The sequence below is a fragment of the Pseudomonas sp. B14(2017) genome (assembly GCF_002113255.1).
In the GTDB taxonomy this organism is placed as follows: Bacteria; Pseudomonadota; Gammaproteobacteria; order Pseudomonadales; family Pseudomonadaceae; genus Aquipseudomonas; species Aquipseudomonas putida_Z.
Window position 1 is genome coordinate 279,433 of sequence record NZ_NEJY01000002.1, and the last position, 22,094, is coordinate 301,526.

A 22,094-nucleotide genomic window follows, 5' to 3' on the forward strand; every position below is an offset into this window, starting at 1 on the left:
GTACAGGCAACCCATGAATCCGACAACCATCGTCGGATTTGGTCAAAATTTGTGCTATATTCCGCGCCCGCGATTTCCCAGCACACCAGAACCGGTCACTGACATGCAAGCAGCCAAACCACTCTACGACTATCCCAAGTACTGGGCCGAATGCTTCGGGCCAGCACCTTTCCTGCCGATGAGCAGGGAGGAGATGGATCTGCTCGGCTGGGATTCCTGCGACATCATCATCGTGACCGGTGATGCTTACGTCGACCACCCGTCGTTCGGCATGGCCATCATCGGCCGCCTGCTGGAGGCCCAGGGCTTCCGCGTGGGCATCATCGCCCAGCCGAACTGGCAGTCGAAAGACGACTTCATGAAGCTCGGCGAGCCGAACCTGTTCTTCGGCGTGGCCGCGGGCAACATGGACTCGATGATCAACCGCTACACCGCGGACAAGAAGATCCGTTCCGACGACGCCTACACCCCTGGTGGCCTGGCCGGCAGCCGACCGGACCGCGCCAGCCTGGTGTACAGCCAGCGCTGCAAGGAAGCCTACAAGCATGTGCCGATCGTGCTTGGCGGCATCGAGGCCTCGCTGCGCCGCATCGCCCACTACGACTACTGGCAGGACAAGGTCCGCCACTCGATCCTGATCGACGCCAGCGCCGACATCCTGCTGTTCGGCAACGCCGAGCGCGCGGTGGTCGAGGTGGCCCAGCGCCTGTCCAACGGCGAGAAGATCGAGACCATCACCGATGTGCGCGGCACTGCTTTCGTGCGTCGTGACACGCCTCAGGGCTGGTACGAGATCGATTCGACCCGTATCGACCGCCCGGGCCGCGTCGACAAGATCATCAACCCGTACGTGAATACCCAGGACACCCAGGCCTGTGCCATCGAGCAGGCCAAGGGCGACCAGGAGGACCCGAACGAAGCCAAGGTCGTGCAGATTCTCGACAGCCCGAGCATGACCCGGGAAAAGTCGGTGATCCGCCTGCCGTCGTTCGAGAAGGTGCGTAACGACCCGGTACTCTATGCCCATGCCAACCGGGTGCTGCACCTGGAGACCAACCCGGGCAACGCCCGCGCCCTGGTGCAGAAGCATGGCGAAGTGGATGTGTGGTTCAACCCGCCACCCATCCCCATGAGCACCGAGGAAATGGACTACGTGTTCGGCATGCCCTATGCCCGTGTGCCGCACCCGGCCTACGGCAAGGAGCGCATCCCGGCCTACGAGATGATCCGTTTCTCGGTGAACATCATGCGTGGCTGCTTCGGTGGCTGCACCTTCTGCTCGATCACCGAGCACGAAGGCCGCATCATCCAGAACCGCTCGCACGAGTCGATCCTGCACGAAATCGAAGAGATGCGTGACAAGGTGCCGGGCTTCACCGGCGTGGTCTCCGACCTTGGCGGCCCGACTGCCAACATGTACCGCATCGCCTGCAAGAGCCATGACATCGAGAAGCACTGCCGCAAGCCGTCGTGCGTGTTCCCGGGCATCTGCGAAAACCTCAACACCGACCACAGCTCGCTCATCGAGCTGTACCGCAAGGCTCGTGCCTTGCCGGGTGTGAAGAAGATCCTGATTGCCTCTGGCCTGCGTTATGACCTGGCGGTGGAGTCGCCGGAGTACGTCAAGGAACTGGTCACCCACCATGTCGGCGGTTACCTGAAGATTGCCCCGGAGCACACCGAGCGTGGCCCGCTGGACAAGATGATGAAGCCGGGCATCGGCACCTATGACCGCTTCAAGCGCATGTTCGAGAAGTTCTCGAAAGAGGCGGGCAAGGAGCAGTACCTGATCCCGTACTTCATCGCCGCGCACCCGGGCACCACCGACGAAGACATGATGAACCTCGCCCTGTGGCTGAAGGGCAACGGCTTCCGTGCCGACCAGGTGCAGGCGTTCTACCCGTCGCCGATGGCCTCGGCCACGGCCATGTACCACTCGGGCAAGAACCCGCTGCGCAAGGTGACCTACAAAAGCGAAGGTGTGGATATCGTCAAGAGCGAGGAGCAGCGCCGCCTGCACAAGGCGTTCTTGCGTTACCACGACCCGAAGGGCTGGCCGATGCTGCGTGAGGCGTTGCAGCGCATGGGCCGCGCCGACCTGATCGGGCCGGGCAAGCACCAACTGATCCCGCTGCACCAGCCGCAGACCGATACCTACCAGAGTGCACGCCGCAAGAACTCGACCCCTGCGGGTAGCCACAAGGTGGGCAAGGAGCAGAAGGTTCTTACCCAGCACACCGGCCTGCCGCCGCGTGGCAGTGATGGCAGCAAGCCGTGGGACAAGCGTGAAAAGGCCAAGGCCGAAGCGTTTGCGCGTAACCAGCAGGCGGCCAAGGAGCGCAAGGAAGCGGCCAAGGGTGGCAAGGGCAACAAGAAGCCGCGTCAGCCAGTGATCCCGCGCTGATTTCAGGGGCCGCTTTGCGGCCCAATCGCCGGCAAGCCAGCTCCCACAGGAATTGCACAAAGCCCAAGGCTTGCGCTGTACTTGTGGGAGCTGGCTTGCCGGCGATTGGGCTGCAAAGCAGCCCCTGTTACAGGTTTAGTCAGGCTTCTTGTCGACCCACTTCGGCGCCACCGGCGCAACAAAGCTGTCCATCCCGTCCAGCAGCTCATCAGGCTGCTGCCCCAGCAGCAACATCGCCCGATGCTGCGGCCGCACGAAGCCTTCTTCGACGATATGGTCGAGGAACCCGCCCAGCTTCTCGTAGAAGCCGTTCACATCCAGCAGCCCCAGCGGCTTGGCGTGATAGCCCAATTGGCCCCAGGTCCATACCTCGAACAACTCCTCCAGCGTACCCAGCCCACCGGGCAGGGCGATGAAGGCATCGCTCAGCTCGGCCATGCGTGCCTTGCGCGCGTGCATGCCGTCGACCACTTCCAGGCGGCTGAGGCCCTTGTGGCCGATTTCGGCATTCATCAGGCTCTGGGGGATGATCCCGATCACTTCGCCACCGGCCGCCATGGCCGCGTCGGCTACGGTGCCCATCAGGCCGACCGCGCCACCGCCATAGACCAGGGTCAGGCCGCGACGGGCAATCGCCTGGCCCAGCGCGATGGCCGCTTCACGGTAGGCAGGGTTGGCACCAATGCTGGCGCCGCAGAACACACAAACGGAACGTACGGGCATTGCTCATCTCCAGTCACTCAGGCTGACAGGGTAAGGCCCATGTCCTACAGTTCCAAGGCTGCTTTCACTCCGGTCGGGAGAATTCGCAGATGGCGCCGGTCGCTCCATGGGCGTAGGCCGCCAGCAGGCTTTTCATCAGGCTTCCAAGGGTCATTTCGTATTGCTCCTAAATGAGAGGTTGTCCCATCGTCCAATAAAAGGGCATGATGTGCCCTTGAATTGGTTGTATACAATCCATTGAACAATTCTACTGGCTGGCCTCTTGACAGCCCCTTGACCCATATCAGCAAGGGGCTGAACGGTTTCAGGCAGTCTCGCAATTGATAAAACCCTGCCAAGGAGATTCATGATGTTTGCGAAAGCTGTAGCGGTATCCCTGCTGACCCTCGCCAGCGCCTCTGTCTTCGCAGCCGAGTGCTCGGTGACTGTCGACTCCACCGACCAGATGTCCTACAACACCAAGGAAATCACCGTCGACAAGAGCTGCAAGGAATTCACCGTCAAACTGACCCACTCCGGCAACCTGCCGAAGAACGTCATGGGCCATAACCTGGTGATCAGCAAGACTGCCGACATGCAGGGCATTGCCACCGAAGGCATGAGCCAGGGTCTGGAAAAGGACTACATCAAAGCTGACAACGCCGCGATCATCGCCCACACCAAGATGATTGGTGCTCCTGAGAAGGAGACCGAGGTGAAGTTCGACGCTACCAAGCTGGAAGCCGGTGGCGACTACAGCTTCTTCTGCACCTTCCCGGGCCACATCTCGATGATGAAGGGCAAGGTCGTCGTCAAGTAATCAAAGGCTGACGGTGAATCCTGTGGGAGCGGGTTCGGCGCCCCGATGAACCCGCTCCCACAGGTCTTTCTACAGCCTGATCAAGGGGCGAACGGCAGTTCGCGCTTGTGCTGGGTCTTGCGGTAGGTGGCGACGATAATGTCGAACGCTTCCTGGTCAACCGGCTGCCCATGCAGGAAGGCATCGATCTGCTGGTAGGTCACGCCATGGGAGGCTTCGTCCGGCTTGCCCGGCGCCAGGTCTTCCAGGTCCGCAGTCGGGACCTTTTCCACCAGTGACTCCGGCGCACCGAAGCTGCGCGCAATCGCCCGCACCTGGTTCTTCACCAGCCCGCTCAGCGGCGCCAGGTCGCAGGCACCATCACCGAACTTGGTAAAGAAGCCCATTACCGCCTCGGCGGCGTGGTCGGTGCCGATCACCAGGCCCGCGCGTGCACCGGCGATGGTGTACTGGGCGACCATGCGGGTACGCGCCTTGACGTTGCCGACCACGAAGTCCACAAGCGTCGGCGAGCCGTTCTTCAACTCCACCACTTCAGCCGCCAGCGCCCGTACTGCCGGGGCGATATCCACGGTGTGCACTTCGTCGGCCTTGATCACTTCCAGGCACGCCTGGGCGTCATGCTCGTCATGCTGGACCTGGTAAGGCAGGCGCACGGCGATGAAGGTGTAGGCCTTGTCGCCGGTTTCGGCGCGCAGCTCGTTGATGGCGCGTTGGGCGAGCAGGGCGGCGGTCAGCGAGTCGACGCCGCCGCTGATGCCCAGCACCAGGGTCTTGAGCCGGGCGTTGGCCAGGCAATCCTTGATGAACGCCACGCGCCGGGCGACTTCGGCCTCGAGCGCGGCGGCGTCGGCGAATGGCGGCTGTACCTTCAGCGCCTGGGCAATCTCTTGCTGAACCGCTTGCATGGGTTACTCCTTGCTGGGGACTTTGAATACATGGCGCATGTAGGCGACGAAGTTCTCGTCGCGGCATTGGGTCTTGGCGGCTTCGTCCGAGATCTTCGCCACCGGCGCGCCGTTGCAGTCGGTCATTTTAAGCACGATGCTCATCGGGGCCACGCCCGGGATATCACAGGTCAGGTTGGTGCCGATGCCAAAGCTGACGTTGATGCGACCGCGCAGGGCACGGAAGATTTCCAGCGAGCGGGTCAGGTTGAGACCGTCGGAAAACACCAGGGTCTTGGTCATCGGGTCGATACCCAGTTTCTGGTAATGGGCAATGGCCTTTTCCGCCCAGGCCACCGGTTCACCCGAGTCGTGGCGCAGGCCGTCGAACAGCTTGGCGAAGTACAGGTCGAAATCGCCGAGGAAGGCATCCATGGTGATGCAATCGGTCAGGGCGATGCCGAGCAGGCCGCGGTACTCGCGCACCCAGCAGTCCAGCGCGGCGATCTGGCTGTCGATCAGTCGCGGGCCGAGTTGCTGGTGGGCCATGATCCATTCATGGGCCATGGTGCCCAGCGGCTTGATATCCAGTTTCCATGCCAGGTCGACGTTGCTGGTGCCGACGAAGCGGCCCGGGAAATCGTCGCGCAGCACACGCACCACTTCTTCCTGCACACGGCTGGAAAAGCGCCGACGGGTGCCGAAGTCGGCCACCTGCAGTTCGGCCAGTTCATCGTCGCTGGCATGTGCGCGCAGCCAGTCGAACTTGCGGTACAGCTGGTCGCGGGCCTCGGCCAGGCGCATGCGCGGGTGCAGGTGGCGGTTGCGCACTTCGCTGATGATCGCCAGCAGCGGCACTTCGAACAGGATCACATGCAGCCACGGGCCTTTCAGGCGCAGAAACAGCTGGTCGTTTTCTATCCCCAGGCGTACGTAGCGCAGGTTGAAGCGGAACAGGCGCAGAAAGCGCAGGAAGTCAGGCTTGAGGAAGCTGATACGTTCGAGGAAGGCCAGCTGGCCGTCATCCAGGGTGAGGTCGCTGAGCAGTTCGAGCTGGTTGCGGATCTCGCCGAGGTAGGGGCGCAGGTCCTCGCCGTTGCGGCAGCGGAATTCCCACTCGACGTCGGCGTCCGGGTAGTTGTGCAGCACGCCCTGCATCATGGTGAGTTTGTAGAAGTCGGTGTCGAGCAGGTTGTGCACGATGCGCTCGGCGAATGCGCTCTCGCTCATCAATGGGGCTCCGGAAGCGGCGAATGGCGGACATTGTGCCAGCCTTTTCGGCCTTGTTGTGCCTGTTGCGGCCCTATCGCCGGCAAGCCAGCTCCCACAAGTAACCCACACGGCCGAAATTTGCAGTGTTCCTGTGGGAGCTGGCTTGCCGGCGATAGGGCCGGAACTGCCAAAACAGAGGTGTTTTTTCGTGCACCAGCTAGCCTTGAAACGGTGCCGCCTGTAGCAGTCGCGCACCAGCTGTGTGCAGTTCGGTGACGTCCGCTGTTACAGGGCGGTTGCACGTAAACACTTGCCAGGGTTGCAATGATGGCACTCGATGGTTGCTCCTTGTCTGTACGTGTGGTGGCGCCTGCCGCGTGGCAGACGGTTGCACGCTCAATAAAGAAAAGGCCGTCGGTCGCCTGCCGGCAACCTGCACAGTGTGTTTTCCCGGAAGACAAAACCTATGGCACGGCCCTTGCTCGGAGCACAGGGCTGAGAAGTTGTAGTGCCAACCAAAAAAAACTCTAGGAGCACCACCTCATGTCGCAGACGTTTTACAAGAAAGGTTTCCTGGCTCTGGCCGTAGCTACGGCACTGGGTGTTTCTTCGTATGTTCAGGCCGACGTCAAGATCGGTGTAGCGGGCCCGATGACCGGGGCTAACGCAGCGTTTGGCGAGCAGTACATGAAAGGTGCGCAGGCAGCGGCCGACAAGATCAACGCCGCCGGTGGCGTGAACGGCGAGAAAATCGTGCTGGTCAAGGGCGATGACGCCTGCGAGCCGAAGCAGGCCGTGGCCGTGGCCAACCGCCTGGTCGACCAGGACAAGGTGATCGGCGTGGTCGGCCACTTCTGTTCCTCCAACACCATCCCGGCCTCCGAGGTGTATGACGAGGCTGGCGTCATCGCCATCACCCCGGGCTCCACCAACCCACAAGTCACCGAGCGCGGCCTGGGCGCCATGTTCCGCATGTGCGGCCGTGACGACCAGCAGGGCATCGTCGCCGGCGATTACATCGTCGACGTGCTCAAGGGCAAGAAAGTCGCGGTGCTGCACGACAAGGACACCTACGGCCAGGGCCTGGCCGACGCGACCAAGGCACAGCTGGAGAAACGCGGCGTCAAGCCGGTGCTGTACGAAGGCCTGACCCGCGGCGAGAAGGACTTCAGCGCCGTCGTCACCAAGATCCGTTCCACCGGTGCCGACGTGGTCTACTTCGGCGGCCTGCACCCGGAAGCCGGCCCGCTGGTACGCCAGCTGCGCGAGCAGGGCCTGAAGGACGTCAAGTTCATGTCCGATGACGGCATCGTCACCGACGAACTGGTGTCCACCGCCGGCGGCGCGCAGTACGTCGATGGTGTGTACATGACCTTCGGCGCCGACCCGCGCCTGCTGCCGGACAGCAAGGCGGTGGTGGAGGAGTTCCGCAAGGCCGGTACCGAACCTGAAGGCTACACCCTGTACGCCTACGCCTCGCTGCAGGCCTTGGCTGCCGCGTTCAACGGCGCCAAGTCGAACAAGGGCGAAGCGGCTGCCGAGTGGCTCAAGGCCAACCCGGTGCAGACCGTCATGGGCGAGAAAAAGTGGGACAAGAAGGGTGACCTGACCGTGTCCGACTATGTGGTCTACCAGTGGGATGCCCAAGGCAAGTACCACCAGCTGGAAAAACAAAAATAACAACGGCCCACGGCCCGGGCGCGTCAGCCCCCGGGCCAAAGCCCCGCGGTACCTGTCTTTATCCGTAGATCTGCACAGTACTGCGCTGCGAGGGCCGCCTTGTCCCAGGCCCGCCGTGGTCGGCGCTCGTGCAATCTCAATCAGGTGAGATTGCGTTATGGATGGTATTTTCCTGCAGCAACTGGTCAACGGCCTGACCCTCGGGTCGGTCTATGGCCTGATCGCCATCGGCTACACAATGGTCTATGGCATCATCGGCATGATCAACTTCGCGCACGGCGAGGTGTATATGATTTCCGCGTACCTCGCGGCGATCAGCCTGGCATTGCTGGCTTATTTCGGTATCGAGTCGTTCCCCCTGTTGATGCTGGGCACCCTGTTGTTCACCATCGTCGTCACCGGCGTGTACGGCTTCACCATCGAACGCATCGCCTACAAACCCCTGCGCAACTCCACCCGCCTGGCACCGCTGATCAGTGCCATCGGCATCTCGCTGATCCTGCAGAACTACGCGCAGATCAGCCAGGGCGCCCGCCAGCAAGGCGTGCCAACCCTGCTGGAAGGTGCCTGGCGTGTCGAAGTGGGCACCGGCTTCGTGCAACTGACCTACACCAAGATCTTCATCCTGGTGGCAGCCTTCGTTGGCATGGGCCTGCTCACCTACGTGATCAAGTACACCAAGCTCGGCCGCATGTGCCGTGCCACCCAGCAAGACCGCAAGATGGCCTCGATCCTGGGCATCAACACCGACCGGGTGATCTCCTACGTGTTCGTCATCGGTGCGGTGATGGCCGCCCTGGCCGGCGTGCTGATCACCATGAACTACGGCACCTTCGACTTCTACGCCGGCTTCATCATCGGCATCAAGGCGTTCACCGCCGCGGTGCTCGGCGGTATCGGCTCGCTGCCTGGCGCCATGCTCGGCGGGATCATCCTGGGTATTTCCGAGTCGCTGTTCTCTGGCCTGATCAACTCCGACTACAAGGACGTGTTCAGCTTCTCGCTGCTGGTGATGATCCTTATCTTCCGCCCACAAGGCCTGCTGGGTCGCCCGCTCGTGGCTAAGGTGTGAACATGTCCATTGCCAAAACTGCCTCCGTTACTGAAACCAGAAGTTTCGACATCAAACGCAGCCTGCTGGAGACCATCGTCGCCGGCCTGCTGGCACTCATCGTGTTTGGCCCTGTGGTCGGCGTGGTGCTAGACGGCTACACCTTCAATGCCGAGCCGCGGCGTGTGGCCTGGCTGGTCGGCGGGGTGATGCTGGGGCGCTTCCTGCTCAGCCTGTACCTGCAGACGGCCGCCGGCTCGCGCATGCTCCAAGGCTTCGAAAGCGGTGGTTCGGGCGTGCATGTGCGCGCGCCGGACTACGTATCGCGGCTGCGCTATATCATCCCTGCGCTGGTGGTGATCGCCATCGTCTTCCCGATCTTCGCCAACAAGTACCTGCTGACCGTGGTCATCCTCGGCCTGATCTACGTGCTGCTGGGCCTGGGGCTGAACATCGTGGTCGGCCTGGCCGGTCTGCTCGACCTGGGCTACGTGGCGTTCTATGCCATCGGTGCGTACGGCCTGGCGCTGGGTTACCAGTACCTTGGCCTGGGCTTCTGGAGCGTGCTGCCACTGGCGGCCATAGCTGCGGCGCTGGCGGGGTGCATACTCGGTTTCCCGGTGTTGCGGATGCACGGCGACTACCTGGCGATCGTGACCCTGGGCTTCGGCGAGATTATCCGCCTGGTGCTGAACAACTGGTTGTCGTTCACCGGCGGCCCGAACGGCATGCCGGCACCGGCGCCGACCTTCTTCGGCCTGGAGTTCGGCCGTAGGGCCAAGGACGGTGGGGTACCGATCCACGAGTTCTTCGGCTTCGATTACAACGCCAACCTCAAGTTCGTGTTCATCTACGCAGTGCTGTTCATCGTCGTGCTGGCCGTGCTGTACATCAAGCATCGCCTGACCCGCATGCCGGTCGGCCGTGCCTGGGAAGCGCTACGCGAAGACGAGATCGCCTGCCGCTCGATGGGCCTGAACCACGTGCTGGTCAAGCTCTCGGCGTTCACCCTGGGCGCTTCCACCGCTGGCCTGGCCGGGGTGTTCTTTGCCACCTACCAGGGCTTCGTCAACCCGTCGTCGTTCACCTTCTTCGAGTCGGCGCTGATCCTCGCCATCGTCGTGCTCGGTGGCATGGGCTCGACCGTAGGTGTGGTGATCGCGGCCTTCGTGCTGACCGTGGCGCCCGAGCTGCTGCGCAGCTTCTCCGAATACCGCGTGCTGCTGTTCGGTGTGCTGATGGTGCTGATGATGATCTGGCGACCGCGTGGGCTGATCCGCATCAGCCGTACCGGTGTGACCCCGCGTAAAGGAGTGGCGCCATGAGCGACGATATCATTCTCTCGGTCGACAACCTGATGATGCAGTTCGGTGGCATCAAGGCGCTCAGCGATGTCAGCCTGAAGGTCCGGCGCAACCAGATCTTCGCCCTGATCGGCCCCAACGGTGCGGGCAAGACTACTGTGTTCAACTGCCTGACCGGGTTCTACAAGGCCAGTGGCGGGCGCATCGAGCTGAACGTGCGCGGCAGCCACACCAATGTCATCCAGCTGCTCGGCGAGCGCTTCCAGGTGGCGGACTTCGTCTCGCCGGCGCGCTTTGCCAACCGCATGTACTACAAGATGTTCGGCGGTACTCACCTGGTCAACCGCGCCGGCCTGGCACGCACCTTCCAGAACATTCGCCTGTTCAAGGAAATGTCGGTGGTGGAGAACCTGCTGGTGGCCCAGCACATGTGGGTCAACCGCAACCTGCTGGCCGGGGTGCTCAACACCAAGGCCTACCGCAAGGCCGAGAGTGACGCACTGGACCACGCGTTCTACTGGCTGGAGGTGGTCGACCTGGTCGATTGCGCCAACCGCCTGGCTGGCGAGTTGTCGTACGGCCAGCAGCGCCGCCTGGAAATCGCCCGGGCCATGTGCACGCGGCCGAAGATCATCTGCCTGGACGAACCGGCGGCTGGCCTGAACCCACAGGAAACCGAGGCTCTCAGCCGCATGATCCGCGTGCTGCGCGACGAGCACGACATCACCGTGGTGCTGATCGAACACGACATGGGCATGGTCATGAGCATTTCCGACCATATCGTGGTGCTCGACCACGGCAACGTGATTGCCGAAGGCGCGCCGCAGGATATCCGCCACAACCCGACGGTGATCGCTGCCTACCTGGGTGCCGATGAAGAGGAACTGGTATGAGTGCACCCATTCTCGAACTGAAGGACCTGGACGTGTTCTACGGCCCGATCCAGGCGCTGAAAAAGGTCTCGATGCACATCAACGAGGGCGAGACGGTCAGCCTGATCGGCGCCAACGGTGCTGGCAAGTCGACCCTGCTGATGTCGATCTTCGGCCAGCCGCGGGCGGCGTCGGGGCATATCGTGTACCGCGGCACCGACATCACTCGCAAGTCGTCGCACTACATCGCTTCCAACGGCATCGCCCAGTCGCCGGAAGGGCGCCGGGTGTTCCCCGACATGACCGTCGAGGAGAACCTGATGATGGGTACCATCCCCATCGGTGACAAGCATGCCGATGAAGACATGCAGCGCATGTACGAGTTGTTCCCGCGCCTGAAAGAGCGGCGTAACCAGAGGGCCATGACCATGTCCGGTGGCGAGCAGCAGATGCTGGCTATTGCCCGCGCGCTGATGAGCCGGCCAAAGTTGTTGCTGCTGGATGAGCCATCGCTGGGGCTGGCGCCGATCGTGGTCAAGCAGATCTTCTCGACCTTGCGTGAATTGGCCAAGACCGGGATGACCATCTTCCTGGTGGAGCAGAACGCCAACCATGCGCTGAAACTGTCGGACCGGGCTTATGTGATGGTCAACGGGCAGATTCGCATGAGCGGGACGGGGCAGGAGCTGTTGGTCAACGAGGAAGTGCGTAACGCCTATCTCGGCGGGCATTGAGTTGCATTCGGGGGCCGCTTTGCGGCCTGTGGGAGCGGCCTTGCGTCGCGATGGGCCGCAAAGCGGCCCCCGAAGCCAATGTGGACAACCTTTTGAACACCTCTCCCCAATTACTCCACAACCCCTCTACAAACCCTTGTTTCCACAGGACCATTTTTTTCCACGGATAATGTGGAACCGCCTGTGGAAAACATGGTGGCATCTCGCTCAAGCCCTTTGATACCAAGCCCTGCAGCTTCATGATCATTTTTTGATCACAGGCACCTTGTGGATGATCTTCCCAGGTTTTTCAAAGCCCTGCATTCATTCCAAGGCTCGCGCAAAGCCTGTGGGTAACCCTGTGAAAAAACCTTGGACAGACCGCTGCAGGCGGCATGCTTGAAAGCCTTGCGCCATCACCGAAAAGATATCCACCGACCACAAGTCGCTGAAAGGGTTCCGCACCATGGACAAGTTGCCCCCAATCCGTGGGGAAAGCCTTGTGGATAACGTGCGCATAGCTGGTGCCGAGCCCTCTGCTGCAAGGGTTTGCCGCATATGATCAAAAAATGAACAGTGCCCCGGGCGGGTTGCTGCAAGCGCCCGGCGCGGGCATGCTGCAAGACTGCCGATGACAATCCACCGTGAGGAACAGAGCATGACGTCCACCGTATTCATCACTGGCGCGACTTCCGGTTTCGGCGAGGCCACTGCCCGCCGCTTCGCCGAAGCCGGCTGGAAGCTGGTGCTCACTGGCCGCCGCAAGGAGCGCCTGGACGCCCTGTGCGCCGAACTGTCGGCAAAGACCGAAGTACACGGCCTGGTGCTCGACGTGCGTGACCGCAAGGCCATGGAGCAGGCCATCGCCAGCCTGCCGGCCGGCTTCGACAAGCTGCGCGGCCTGGTCAACAACGCAGGCCTGGCGCTGGGTGTGGACGCGGCGCAGAACTGCAGCCTGGACGACTGGGAAACCATGGTCGACACCAACATCAAGGGCCTGATGTACACCACCCGCCTGCTGCTGCCACGGTTGATCGCCCATGGCCGTGGGGCGTCGATCCTCAACGTAGGTTCGGTGGCGGGCAACTACCCGTACCCGGGCAGCAACGTGTACGGCGGCACCAAGGCCTTCGTCGGCCAGTTCTCGTTGAGCCTGCGCTGCGACCTGCGGGGTACGGGCGTGCGCGTGAGCAACATCGAGCCGGGCCTGTGCGAGAGCGAGTTCTCGCTGGTGCGCTTCGGCGGTGACCAGGCCAAATACGACGCCACCTACGCCGGTGCCGAGCCGATCCAGCCGCAGGACATTGCCGAAACCATCTTCTGGATCCTCAACCAGCCGGCGCATATCAACATCAACAGCCTGGAGCTGATGCCGGTGAGCCAGGATTGGGCAGGGTTCTCGATCGACCGATCGGTCAAGGGCTGATCAGAAAAGCGGGGCCGCTATGCGGCCCATCGCCGGCAAGCCAGCTCCCACAGGATGGCGCATTTCTCAAGGCCGCACTGTACCTGTGGGAGCTGGCTTGCCGGCGATGGCGTCAGCTCAGGCGCTGCAGCCCTTCCAGGCAAGTCGCCAAATGATAGGGCGTAGTAGAAGGCATATCATGCCGGCTGACACTACCTTGCCCATCCCGGCACTCATACCAGCCCGCCTCACGCAGGAACCGCGCTTCCAGCGCCTGCAACTGCCCGGCCAGCTTCGCCTCGCCCCCTGCCCGCAACACCAGCGCCCGCAGGTATTCCGCCTGCGCCCAGATCCGCTGGGTGGCATCGAGCACCTGGCCATCCACATCCAGCATCGCCAGTACCGCGGTGTCCTTCACCCCGTACTGCTCGGCGTAGCCGAAAGCCCGGTCGATGGACGCATGCAGCGGCGTATCTCGCAGCAGTGGCGAGGTATGCAGCAGGTAGAACCACTCGAACTGGTGCCCCGGCTCGAACCAGTTATCCACAGTGCCGCGTGGCTTTTCCAGCATCAGGCCGTGGGCGGGGTCGATGAAGTGTTCCTGCAGCGCCGCGCACAGGTGCAGCAACGACTGCTGGGCATGCTCGTCGTCACGCACCGCCAGCACCTGCAGGAAGGCTTCGGCCAGGTGCATCTGCGGGTTTTGCAGCGGGCCGCTGCCACGGTCTGCCCAGTCTTCAGCGAGGCTGGCTTCGTACAGGCCGTCGTCGCGGGCAAACTGCTGGTCGATGATGTCCAGCGCGGCGTTCAGCGTGGACTCCACCAGATTTTCACCCACCTTGCCCCAGTAATGTGCACAGGCGAAGACGATGAAGGCGTGGGTGTAGAGGTCCTTGCGCCGGTCCAGCGGTTTGCCCTGGGCGTCGATGCTGTAGAACCAGCCGCCGTGTTCGGCGTCGTGGAAGTGCTTCTGCAGCGAGCGGAACAAGGCGGCCGCACGCTCGGCTGCGCCCGGTTGCCCGATGCGGCTGCTGAACAGGTACAGCTGACGCGCGCAGGCCATGGCCCGGTAGCGCTGCACCGGCAATGGCTGGTGCTGGGCGTCCAGTGCCTCGTAGGGCAGGGCCATGTCGGCGTTCCAGCCCGGGCCTTGCCACAACGGCACGATGCGTTCGGCGAAGTGCTGGTTGAAGCGGGCCAGTTCGGGCAGGGTGGGGCGGGGGTCGGACATTTCGGCGCTCGTCGCTGTCGGGCAGGGCGCCATGGTAGCAGAACTGGGTTGTGGGTAGCCTGTGCCGGCCCTATCGCCGGCAAGCCAGCTCCCACAGGTACTTCACATTGCGCGGGCCTGTGGTGATCCTGTGGGAGCCGGCTTGCCGGCGATAGGGCCAGTACAGGCTACCGATCAGCCCGGGTTGCCCAACCCCTGCCAATGCCGCGCCCCCACGAAGATGAAGCGCAACTGCTGGGTGATCTTTTCCTGCGGCGTCAACGCCTGTGGATAACCCGCTTCGGGGCTGTCGATAAGCTCTGGCAGGGTGGCGAACACGGTTTTCACCACCAGGTCGGCCATCACCGCCAGCGCGGCGCCGTCCAGGTGCTGCCAGCGCTTCATCCGCGCCAGGTCGGTGGCCAGGTCGTCGCTGATGTCCTGGCGCAGGCGGGCAATGGCCTGGCGTACGGCCTGCGAACCGCCGTACTGCTCACGGGCGAGGAACAGGAACTGCGCACGGTGGGCGGCGACCACGTCGAGGAAGATGCGCACCGAGGCGTCGGTGATGCCGCCCAGTTCGAATTCGTTCTGGCGCACCAGGCGGATGGTCTGGCGGAAGGTAGTGTCGACCTCGGCAACCAGGGCCAGGCCCAGGGCGTCCATGTCGGAAAAATGCCGGTAGAAGCCGGTGGGTACGATGCCGGCCGTCTTCGCCACTTCGCGCAGGCTGATACTGCCGAAACCACGGCCACTCTCCATGAGCTGGCAGGCGGCATCGAGCAGGGCCTGGCGGGTCTGTAGCTTCTGTTCGGCGCGCGGCAGCATGGTGCGGGCTTCTGTGGCGGTAAGGCTGGGCACTCTAGTTAAAAAAACAAAGCCCGGTCAATGGACCGGGCCTGGAGGGGAGCAAGCGTTGTGACAGAGGTTGTTCTTTTCGGCCATGGTGATCAGCTCACACGGCTGAGTTCAACCAGGCGATCGGAGCCACCTTCGGCAACGCGGCCACTACGTTCGATCAGGCGATCCGAGCCGCCTTCGGCAACACGGCCACTACGTTCGATCAGGCGATCCGAGCCACCTTCGGCAACACGGCCACTACGTTCGATCAGGCGATCGGAACCACCTTCGGCAACACGGCCACTACGTTCGATCAGGCGATCCGAGCCACCTTCGGCAACGCGGCCACTACGTTCGATCAGGCGATCGGAGCCGCCTTCGGCAACACGACCACTACGTTCGATCAGGCGATCCGAGCCGCCTTCGGCAACACGACCACTACGTTCGATCAGGCGATCAGCACCACCTTCGGCAACGGTTTTCAGCGGCTGGGCGATTTCGGCAGCGCTGGAGCGCGATTCGGCGGTCAGGTGTTGCTCGTCGGCTGGCAGGGCAAAAGCGTTGGCGGCCAGGATGGACAGGGTCAGGGTCAGCAGATGGCGTTTCATGATTTCGGTGCTCCTCTCGGGGGCTGGAAAGTGGGTACGGAGCCAATGCTACGCCGGGTAACGCCAGAGAGAAGTTCATACGGGTAATGGTAACAATCGACCGTATTGATAGAGGTTGCAAGCTGCTCTAGACAGCACTTTCCAGGCCGGAAGGTGGCAATTTGATGGCGATGTTTGCGGGTAACACGTATGGCCTGTCGCGACGAATTGCTGAGCAAAAGGCCAGGAAAAACTTCGCTATCATGGCGCCATCGATAAAACCCCACGGGTTTTCATCAGTCCGAGATATTGAGTGCCACCGCTGCACCTGTTCTGTGCCATACCGCAAGGAGAATCACGCAATGACGCGTCCCGCCAGAATCCTCGTCTGGACCTTCACCAGCCTGCTGACCCTGCTGGCGATCCTGGTGGTGGTGATCGCCACCTTCGACTGGAACCGCGTCAAGCCCCTGCTTAACGAGAAAGTCTCCGAGGCCCTGCAGCGGCCCTTCGCGATCAATGGCAACCTTGCCGTGGACTGGCGCACCGAACCAGAAGAGGGGGGCTGGCGCGCCTGGGTGCCCTGGCCGCACTTCATTGCCGAAGACCTGACCCTGGGCAACCCCGAGTGGCTCAAGGAACCGAAGATGGTCGGCCTGGAGCGCGTGGCGTTCCGCCTGGCGCCGCTGCCGCTGCTGTTCCAGCAGATCAGCATCCCGCGCATCGACCTGACCAAGCCCACAGCCAGCCTCACCCGCCTGGCCGATGGCCGCGCCAACTGGGCCTTCGACTTCGGCCCCAAGGATGAAAACGCAGAGCCTTCCAAATGGCAGCTGGACATTGGCGCCATCGGCTTCGACCAGGGCAATGTCAGCTTCGATGACCAAACCCTGAAAACCAGCATGAAGGTGCAGATCGACCCGCTGGGCAAGCCTGTCCCGTTCAGCGACATCGTTGGCAAGGCCAGCGCCGAGAAGGCCGCTGCCGCGCAGGACTACGCCTTCGGGCTCAAGGCCCAGGGCCGCTACAAAGGCCAGCCGGTGTCCGGTAGCGGCAAGATCGGCGGCCTGCTGGCCCTGCAGGACGCCAGCCAGCCGTTCCCGCTGCAGGCTGACGTGCGCATCGCCGACACCCATGTGGTGCTCGCTGGCACCCTGACCGACCCGCGCAACCTCGGCGCCCTCGACCTGCGCCTGCGCCTGTCCGGGGCCAGCCTGGGCAACCTCTACCCGCTGACCGGCGTAACCTTGCCCGACACCCCGGCCTATTCCACCGACGGCCACCTCAGCGCCAACCTGCACGCGGCGCAAGGGGCGACCTTCAACTACCAGGGCTTCAACGGCAAGATCGGTGACAGCGATATCCACGGCGACCTGGCCTTCGTTGCCAGCCAGCCACGGCCCAAGCTGTCCGGCAACCTGGTGTCCAACCAGTTGCTGTTCAAGGACCTGGCGCCGCTGATCGGCGCCGACTCCAACGCCGAGCAGAAGGCCCGTGGGGGTGCCAGCAAACAGCCGGCGGGCAAGGTGCTGCCGGTGGAAGAGTTCCGCACCGAGCGCTGGCGCACGATGGACGCCGACGTCACCTTCGCCGGCAAGCGCATCGTGCACAGCGCGCAACTGCCGTTCAACGACCTGTCGGCCCACGTGATACTGGAGGACGGCCTGCTGCGCCTGGAGCCCCTGCGTTTTGGCGTGGCTGGCGGCAACCTCGCTTCCAGGATCCGCCTGGATGGCCGCAACGTACCGTTGCAGGGGCGTGCCCGGCTGACGGCGCGGGGCTTCAAGCTCAAGCAGTTGTTCCCATCCTTTGCGCCGATGCAGACCAGCTTCGGTGAGTTGAATGGCGATGCCGATATCACCGGCCGGGGCAACTCGGTAGCCGCCTTGCTGGGCACGGCCAATGGCGACCTGCGCATGTTGATCAACGATGGCGCCATCAGCCGCAGCCTGATGGAGATTGCCGGGTTGAACGTGGGCAACTATGTGGTCGGCAAGCTGTTTGGTGATGAGGATGTGAAGATCAACTGTGCAGCGGCTGACGTGGGCATCAAGGATGGCCTGGCGACCACGCGCCTGTTCATCTTCGATACCGAGAACGCGATCATCTACATCAACGGCACGGCCAATTTCGCCACGGAGCAGCTGGACCTGAAAATTACCCCTGAATCGAAAGGGCTGCGGCTGTTCTCGCTGCGCTCGCCGCTGTATGTGCGCGGGCCGTTCGCCAAGCCCAGTGCCGGGGTGCAGGCGGTGCCGCTGGCGTTGCGCGGGGCGGGGATGGTGGCGTTGGGTGTGGTTGCCGGGCCGGCGGCGGGGTTGCTGGCGCTGATTGCGCCTAGCAGCGGGGATGATCCCAACCAGTGCACGCCGCTGTTGCAGCAGATGAAGGCGGGCAAGGCGCCGGCGGTGGTGAAAGAGCGGAAATAGCAGGGGGCCGCTTCGCGGCCCATCGCGACACAAGGCCGCTCCCACAGGTATTTCACAGCCCTAAAGACTTGTGAAATACCTGTGGGAGCGGCCTTGTGTCGCGAAAGGGGCGCAAAGCGCCCCCAAGAATCACAAGCCTTGCAACAGGTCGGACATATCGTCCGCGTGCTCTTCTTCCTGCGCAAGGATGTCTTCAAAAATCCGCCGCGTAGTCGGATCTTTATCCCCTATGTACCGAATGATCTCGCGATAGCTATCGATGGCGATCCGCTCCGCCACCAGGTCTTCCAGCACCATCTCCTTCAATGAAGTGCCCGCCACATATTGGGCATGAGACCGCTTGCTCAGGTTGTCCGGGTTGAAATCCGGCTCTCCACCTAACTGCACGATCCGTTCGGCAAGCTTGTCGGCGTGCTCGGCTTCCTGGTTGGCATGCTCGAGGAATTCATCGGCAGCCACGCTGGCCTTGATGCCGCTGGCCATGAAGTAGTGACGCTTGTAGCGCAGCACGCAGACCAGTTCGGTGGCCAGTGAATCATTGAGCAGGCGCAGGATCTGTTGGCGATCAGCATCGTAACCCTCGGTCACCGCACCTTGCTCGACATGCTGGCGGGCACGTTCGCGCAGGGTTTGCACATCGGTCAGTTCAGTCGCATTCATGTTCATCTCCTGGAACATCAGGGTGGTCATGGATATGGCCTGGAAGGCTCAGGCGCCGTGGACGGCGTCGCTGTCTTCTTCGCGTTGTTTGCAAGTCTTGAAGCCCTTGGCGTCGACATGGCCGGTGGCGTCGAAGCGCACGTAGTAGGGCTGCTGGTGGCCATCGTGGTTGAGGATGTAGTCGTTGCAGGTGCCGCCATGGGGGAGGTCGATCACGTTGGACGGGCTGCCGCCGATGGCGATGACTTTCTGCATGGTCATGCCTTTTTCCACCTGCTTGACCAGCGGCTCGTCGCGGTAGGTGACGTAGTCCACGGGGTTTTCCGGGCGGCTGCCGCAGGCGGCGAGGGTGGCGCTTGCCAGAAGGATTGCCAGGGTCTGCTTGTACATGGTCCCGCTCCTTGCAAAGGGTATGTGTGGTTTGGAACCGCAGCGCGCGCCGGGAGTTCGATTGCGATGGTCATCAAGGCCGCTGTAGTGTTGGCCGGTCGTCCACGGAAAGGGGCTGGGGCAATGCAGCAGGAATTGGCCACGCGATACCCGTTGGTGCTGGTGCCGGGCATGCTCGGTTTTGTCCGGGTAGTGCTCTACCCCTACTGGTTCGGCATCGTGCCGGCCCTGCGCAAGGGCGGGGCGCAGGTGTTCCCGGTGCAGGTTTCGCCACTGCATTCCAGCGAGGTGCGCGGCGAGCAGTTGCTGGCCATCATCGAAGACATCTGCCTGCGCACCGGAGCTGAAAAGGTCAACCTCATCGGCCACAGCCAGGGTGCCCTGAGCGCGCGCTACGCGGCCGCCAGGCGGCCCGGGCGGGTGGCTTCGGTCACTTCGGTGGCGGGGCCCAACCATGGCTCGGAACTGGCCGACTACCTGGAGCGTACGGCACCGGGCGATTCCCCGCAGGGGCGCATCCTGAAGGCTGTGCTGCATGGCTTGGCCGTGCTGCTGGTGTGGCTGGAAACCGGCTGGCGCCGCGACCCGCTGCCGGTGGATGTACACGCCTCGCACCAGTCGTTGACCAGCGCCGGGGTGGCGCTGTTCAACCAGGCTTATCCACAGGGGTTGCCAGGCACCTGGGGCGGGGAAGGGGACTATGAGGTCGATGGCGTGCGCTATTACTCCTGGTCCGGCACCCTGCAGCCCGGCCTGACCGACCAGCGGCGCAACCGTTTCGACGGCAGCAGCCACTTCTGCCGCCTGTTCGCGCGCAGTTTCGTCAAGGAAAAGGGCCATTGCGACGGTATGGTCGGGCGCTTCAGTTCGCACCTGGGGCAGGTGATCGGCGACGATTACCCGCTCGACCACCTGGATATCGTCAACCAGTCGCTTGGTGCGGTGGGCAAGGGTGCCGAACCGGTGCGGCTGTTCACCGAACATGCCGCCCGGCTCAAGGCGGCAGGGCTCTAACGACGGATCGGTGTGGTCCAGCGCTCGGCCAGCACCACGCCCGCCAGGGTCAGCAGGCCGCCGACCAGGTGATAGCGGGCCAGCTGCTCGTCGAGCACCACGGCGGCGATCAGTGCCGTGACCAGCGGCAGCAGGTTGAAGAACAGCGTGGTGCGGCTGGGCCCCAGGCGGTGCACGGCCTGCATCCACACCAGGGGCGCGATCATCGAGGCCAGCACGCAGGCGTACAGCACCAGGCCGATGTTGCGGCTGTTCAGGCCAGTCTTGTCCGACAGCAGGAACAGCGGCAGCAGCACGACGATGGCTACCAGCACCTGCAGGTACAGCAGCTGCATCGGCGGCAGGCGCAGCTGCCATTTCTTCAGCAGGAAGCTGTACAGCGCGTAGGCCAGCGTGGCCACCAGCATCAGCAGGTCGCCGCTGTTCAGGCCTTGTTGCAACAGGCTGGCGGGGTGGCCGGCGCTGACCACTTCAAGCACGCCGAAAAATGACACCAGCGCGCCCAGCAGGGCGCCGTAGCTCAGGCGTTGGCCCAGCCAGGCGATGGACAGTGCCAGTGACATCAGTGGCATCAGCGAAAGGATGATGCCCATGTTGGTGGCGCTGGTGATGCCGGCGGCGAAGTAGGCCAGGCTCTGATACAGCGCCATGCCCAGCACGCCCAGCACGAAAACCTTGCCCAGGTGCGGGCGAATGGCCGTGCGATTGCGCCACACGGCGGGCAGCAGGAACGGGGTGAACAACAGCGCGGCCAGCAGCCAGCGGTAGAAGCCGATCTCGGCGGGGTGGATGGCGCCGGCGGACATCTTGGTGACCACGGTGTTGCCGGCCCATATCAGGATGGCGGTCAGGGGGAACAGGTAGTTCATGTAGCAGGTTACTCGTTGGGGCTTGGATTGGGGCTGCTTTGCAGCCCTTCGCGGGCTTGCCCGCTCCCACAGGATCTGCGCCAGCTTTCAGGCCTGTGATATCCCTGTGGGAGCGGGCAAGCCCGCGAAGGCCTGCGCAGCAGGCCCCGATGGCAGCCATTATCAACTGTCTGTCAACAAGCCTATACTCCTATCCAGACAACCCACCCCGCAAAGCAGACAGCATGCCGCGCAAATACCTCGACATTCCCCAGTTCACCCGGCTCCCGGCCCCGGTGTACTTCCGTCACGACGAGTTCGGTGCCGACACCCGCAGCGCCCTGCATCGCCACGCCTGGGGCCAGCTCAACTACACCGCCCACGGCGTGATGCACCTGGAGGTCGCCGGCCAGCACTTCCTGTCGCCGCCGCAATACGCCGTGTGGGTGCCGCCCGACACCGAGCATGGCTGCTACAACCCGCAGGCCATCGTCTACCGTTCGGTCTACCTGGACCGCAGCCTGTGCGCCGCACTGCCGCAGCAACCGTGCAGCCTGATGATCAGCGACATCCTCAAGGCCATTCTTGCCGACTTCGCCCGGCGCGACCTGCGGGTGGCCGAGGGCGAGCGCGACCAGCGCCTGGTGCAAGTGCTGCTCGACCAGTTGCTGCTGGCGCCCACCCAGGCCTGCTACCTGCCGTTTGCCCACAGCGAAGGCTTGCGCCAGGTGCTCGATGCCCTTGGTGCCCAGCCGGGCGACAACCGCCCGCTGGGCGAATGGGCCGCCCAGATTCATGTCAGCGAACGTACTTTGGCCCGGCAGTTCCTGCGCGAGCTGGGCATCAGTTTTGGTGAATGGCGGCTGCGCCTGCGCTTTTTGCGCGCCATCGAAGCGCTGGAGGCCGGCCAGCCGATCCAGGCCATCGCCTTCGACCTGGGCTACAGCAGCGCCTCGGCGTTCATCGCCATGTTCCAGCGCCAGGCCCAGTGCACGCCCGAGCAATACCGCCGCCAGGCACGGGCAGGGCGTTGAAATTCTTGGCTACACTCAGCTCGACCCCCGTG

The 22,094-nt window shown here is 63.1% G+C and carries 20 protein-coding genes; 11 read left to right on the top strand and 9 right to left on the bottom strand.

The annotated features are described in order from the left end of the window. The first annotated feature begins 103 nt into the window (after positions 1 to 103). Complete coding sequence (locus CAG34_RS03180; protein ID WP_025340820.1) at positions 104 to 2,404, top strand: YgiQ family radical SAM protein; 2,301 nt, start codon at positions 104 to 106, stop codon at positions 2,402 to 2,404. A gap of 135 nt (positions 2,405 to 2,539) precedes the next feature. Here CAG34_RS03180 and CAG34_RS03185 read toward each other — a convergent pair whose 3' ends face one another. After that, positions 2,540 to 3,127, bottom strand: a complete 588-nt coding sequence (locus tag CAG34_RS03185) for a TIGR00730 family Rossman fold protein (protein ID WP_025340819.1) — start codon at positions 3,125 to 3,127, stop codon at positions 2,540 to 2,542. 349 nt (positions 3,128 to 3,476) lie between these two features. On the opposite strand from CAG34_RS03185, the gene azu reads away from it, so the two are divergent. Continuing rightward, positions 3,477 to 3,926: an azurin gene (gene azu / locus CAG34_RS03190; protein WP_015271990.1), complete on the top strand. Its 450-nt coding sequence runs from the start codon at positions 3,477 to 3,479 to the stop codon at positions 3,924 to 3,926. A gap of 80 nt (positions 3,927 to 4,006) precedes the next feature. Here the strand turns inward: azu and nadE are convergent, their stop codons facing one another. After that, positions 4,007 to 4,834, bottom strand: coding sequence for an ammonia-dependent NAD(+) synthetase (gene nadE, locus CAG34_RS03195; RefSeq protein ID WP_013974414.1), 828 nt, complete (start codon positions 4,832 to 4,834; stop codon positions 4,007 to 4,009). A 3-nt stretch (positions 4,835 to 4,837) separates the two neighbouring features. After that, positions 4,838 to 6,043, bottom strand: a complete 1,206-nt coding sequence (gene pncB, locus CAG34_RS03200) for a nicotinate phosphoribosyltransferase (protein WP_025340817.1) — start codon at positions 6,041 to 6,043, stop codon at positions 4,838 to 4,840. A 525-nt stretch (positions 6,044 to 6,568) separates the two neighbouring features. Between pncB and CAG34_RS03205 the strand changes: the two genes are divergently transcribed. From CAG34_RS03205 to CAG34_RS03230, 6 genes are all read left to right on the top strand, one after another. After that, positions 6,569 to 7,705, top strand: coding sequence for a branched-chain amino acid ABC transporter substrate-binding protein (locus CAG34_RS03205; protein WP_075046518.1), 1,137 nt, complete (start codon positions 6,569 to 6,571; stop codon positions 7,703 to 7,705). A 157-nt stretch (positions 7,706 to 7,862) separates the two neighbouring features. Next, positions 7,863 to 8,777 carry a branched-chain amino acid ABC transporter permease gene (locus tag CAG34_RS03210; protein ID WP_013974411.1) on the top strand — a complete coding sequence of 305 codons (915 nt, stop codon included), beginning with the start codon at positions 7,863 to 7,865 and terminating at the stop codon, positions 8,775 to 8,777. A 2-nt stretch (positions 8,778 to 8,779) separates the two neighbouring features. Further along, positions 8,780 to 10,081, top strand: a complete 1,302-nt coding sequence (gene livM, locus CAG34_RS03215) for a high-affinity branched-chain amino acid ABC transporter permease LivM (protein WP_025340816.1) — start codon at positions 8,780 to 8,782, stop codon at positions 10,079 to 10,081. Then, positions 10,078 to 10,953: an ATP-binding cassette domain-containing protein gene (locus CAG34_RS03220; RefSeq protein ID WP_025340815.1), complete on the top strand. Its 876-nt coding sequence runs from the start codon at positions 10,078 to 10,080 to the stop codon at positions 10,951 to 10,953. Before livM ends, CAG34_RS03220 begins: the two co-directional genes overlap by 4 nt. Next, complete coding sequence (locus CAG34_RS03225) at positions 10,950 to 11,666, top strand: ABC transporter ATP-binding protein (protein WP_015271986.1); 717 nt, start codon at positions 10,950 to 10,952, stop codon at positions 11,664 to 11,666. The genes CAG34_RS03220 and CAG34_RS03225 overlap by 4 nt, the downstream gene beginning before the upstream one ends. 637 nt (positions 11,667 to 12,303) lie before the next feature. Continuing rightward, positions 12,304 to 13,071, top strand: a complete 768-nt coding sequence (locus CAG34_RS03230; RefSeq protein WP_075046516.1) for an SDR family oxidoreductase — start codon at positions 12,304 to 12,306, stop codon at positions 13,069 to 13,071. Positions 13,072 to 13,183: 112 nt separating this feature from the next. Here the strand turns inward: CAG34_RS03230 and CAG34_RS03235 are convergent, their stop codons facing one another. The 3 genes from CAG34_RS03235 to CAG34_RS03245 form a co-directional block, all read right to left on the bottom strand. Further along, positions 13,184 to 14,281, bottom strand: a complete 1,098-nt coding sequence (locus CAG34_RS03235) for an AGE family epimerase/isomerase (protein ID WP_085587932.1) — start codon at positions 14,279 to 14,281, stop codon at positions 13,184 to 13,186. 174 nt (positions 14,282 to 14,455) lie between these two features. Continuing rightward, positions 14,456 to 15,088 carry a TetR family transcriptional regulator gene (locus CAG34_RS03240; protein WP_085587934.1) on the bottom strand — a complete coding sequence of 211 codons (633 nt, stop codon included), beginning with the start codon at positions 15,086 to 15,088 and terminating at the stop codon, positions 14,456 to 14,458. 122 nt (positions 15,089 to 15,210) lie between these two features. Beyond that, positions 15,211 to 15,708, bottom strand: a complete 498-nt coding sequence (locus tag CAG34_RS03245) for a phage infection protein (protein WP_085587936.1) — start codon at positions 15,706 to 15,708, stop codon at positions 15,211 to 15,213. Between the two features lie 341 nt (positions 15,709 to 16,049). Here CAG34_RS03245 and CAG34_RS03250 point away from each other — a divergent pair, with 341 nt between their 5' ends. Then, on the top strand, positions 16,050 to 18,116 hold the full coding sequence (locus CAG34_RS03250; RefSeq protein ID WP_085587938.1) for an AsmA family protein: 2,067 nt from the start codon (positions 16,050 to 16,052) through the stop codon (positions 18,114 to 18,116). A 129-nt stretch (positions 18,117 to 18,245) separates the two neighbouring features. Here CAG34_RS03250 and CAG34_RS03255 read toward each other — a convergent pair whose 3' ends face one another. Both CAG34_RS03255 and osmE read right to left on the bottom strand, forming a co-directional pair. Further along, a complete protein-coding gene (locus tag CAG34_RS03255; RefSeq protein ID WP_025340810.1) occupies positions 18,246 to 18,776 on the bottom strand; it encodes a bacterioferritin in 531 nt (176 codons plus the stop codon). A gap of 48 nt (positions 18,777 to 18,824) precedes the next feature. Beyond that, positions 18,825 to 19,166 (bottom strand): osmotically-inducible lipoprotein OsmE, encoded by a 342-nt coding sequence (gene osmE, locus CAG34_RS03260; RefSeq protein ID WP_015271980.1) that lies wholly within the window; start codon positions 19,164 to 19,166, stop codon positions 18,825 to 18,827. A gap of 123 nt (positions 19,167 to 19,289) precedes the next feature. Here osmE and CAG34_RS03265 point away from each other — a divergent pair, with 123 nt between their 5' ends. After that, positions 19,290 to 20,180, top strand: a complete 891-nt coding sequence (locus tag CAG34_RS03265) for a triacylglycerol lipase (protein ID WP_085587940.1) — start codon at positions 19,290 to 19,292, stop codon at positions 20,178 to 20,180. Here CAG34_RS03265 and CAG34_RS03270 read toward each other — a convergent pair. Further along, positions 20,177 to 21,049 carry a DMT family transporter gene (locus tag CAG34_RS03270; protein ID WP_085587942.1) on the bottom strand — a complete coding sequence of 291 codons (873 nt, stop codon included), beginning with the start codon at positions 21,047 to 21,049 and terminating at the stop codon, positions 20,177 to 20,179. The two genes, CAG34_RS03265 and CAG34_RS03270, sit on opposite strands and share 4 nt — an antisense overlap. 224 nt (positions 21,050 to 21,273) lie before the next feature. Between CAG34_RS03270 and CAG34_RS03275 the strand changes: the two genes are divergently transcribed. Continuing rightward, entirely contained in the window at positions 21,274 to 22,062 is a 789-nt protein-coding gene (locus tag CAG34_RS03275; RefSeq protein WP_085587944.1) for a helix-turn-helix transcriptional regulator, read from the top strand. Positions 22,063 to 22,094: the final 32 nt, after the last annotated feature.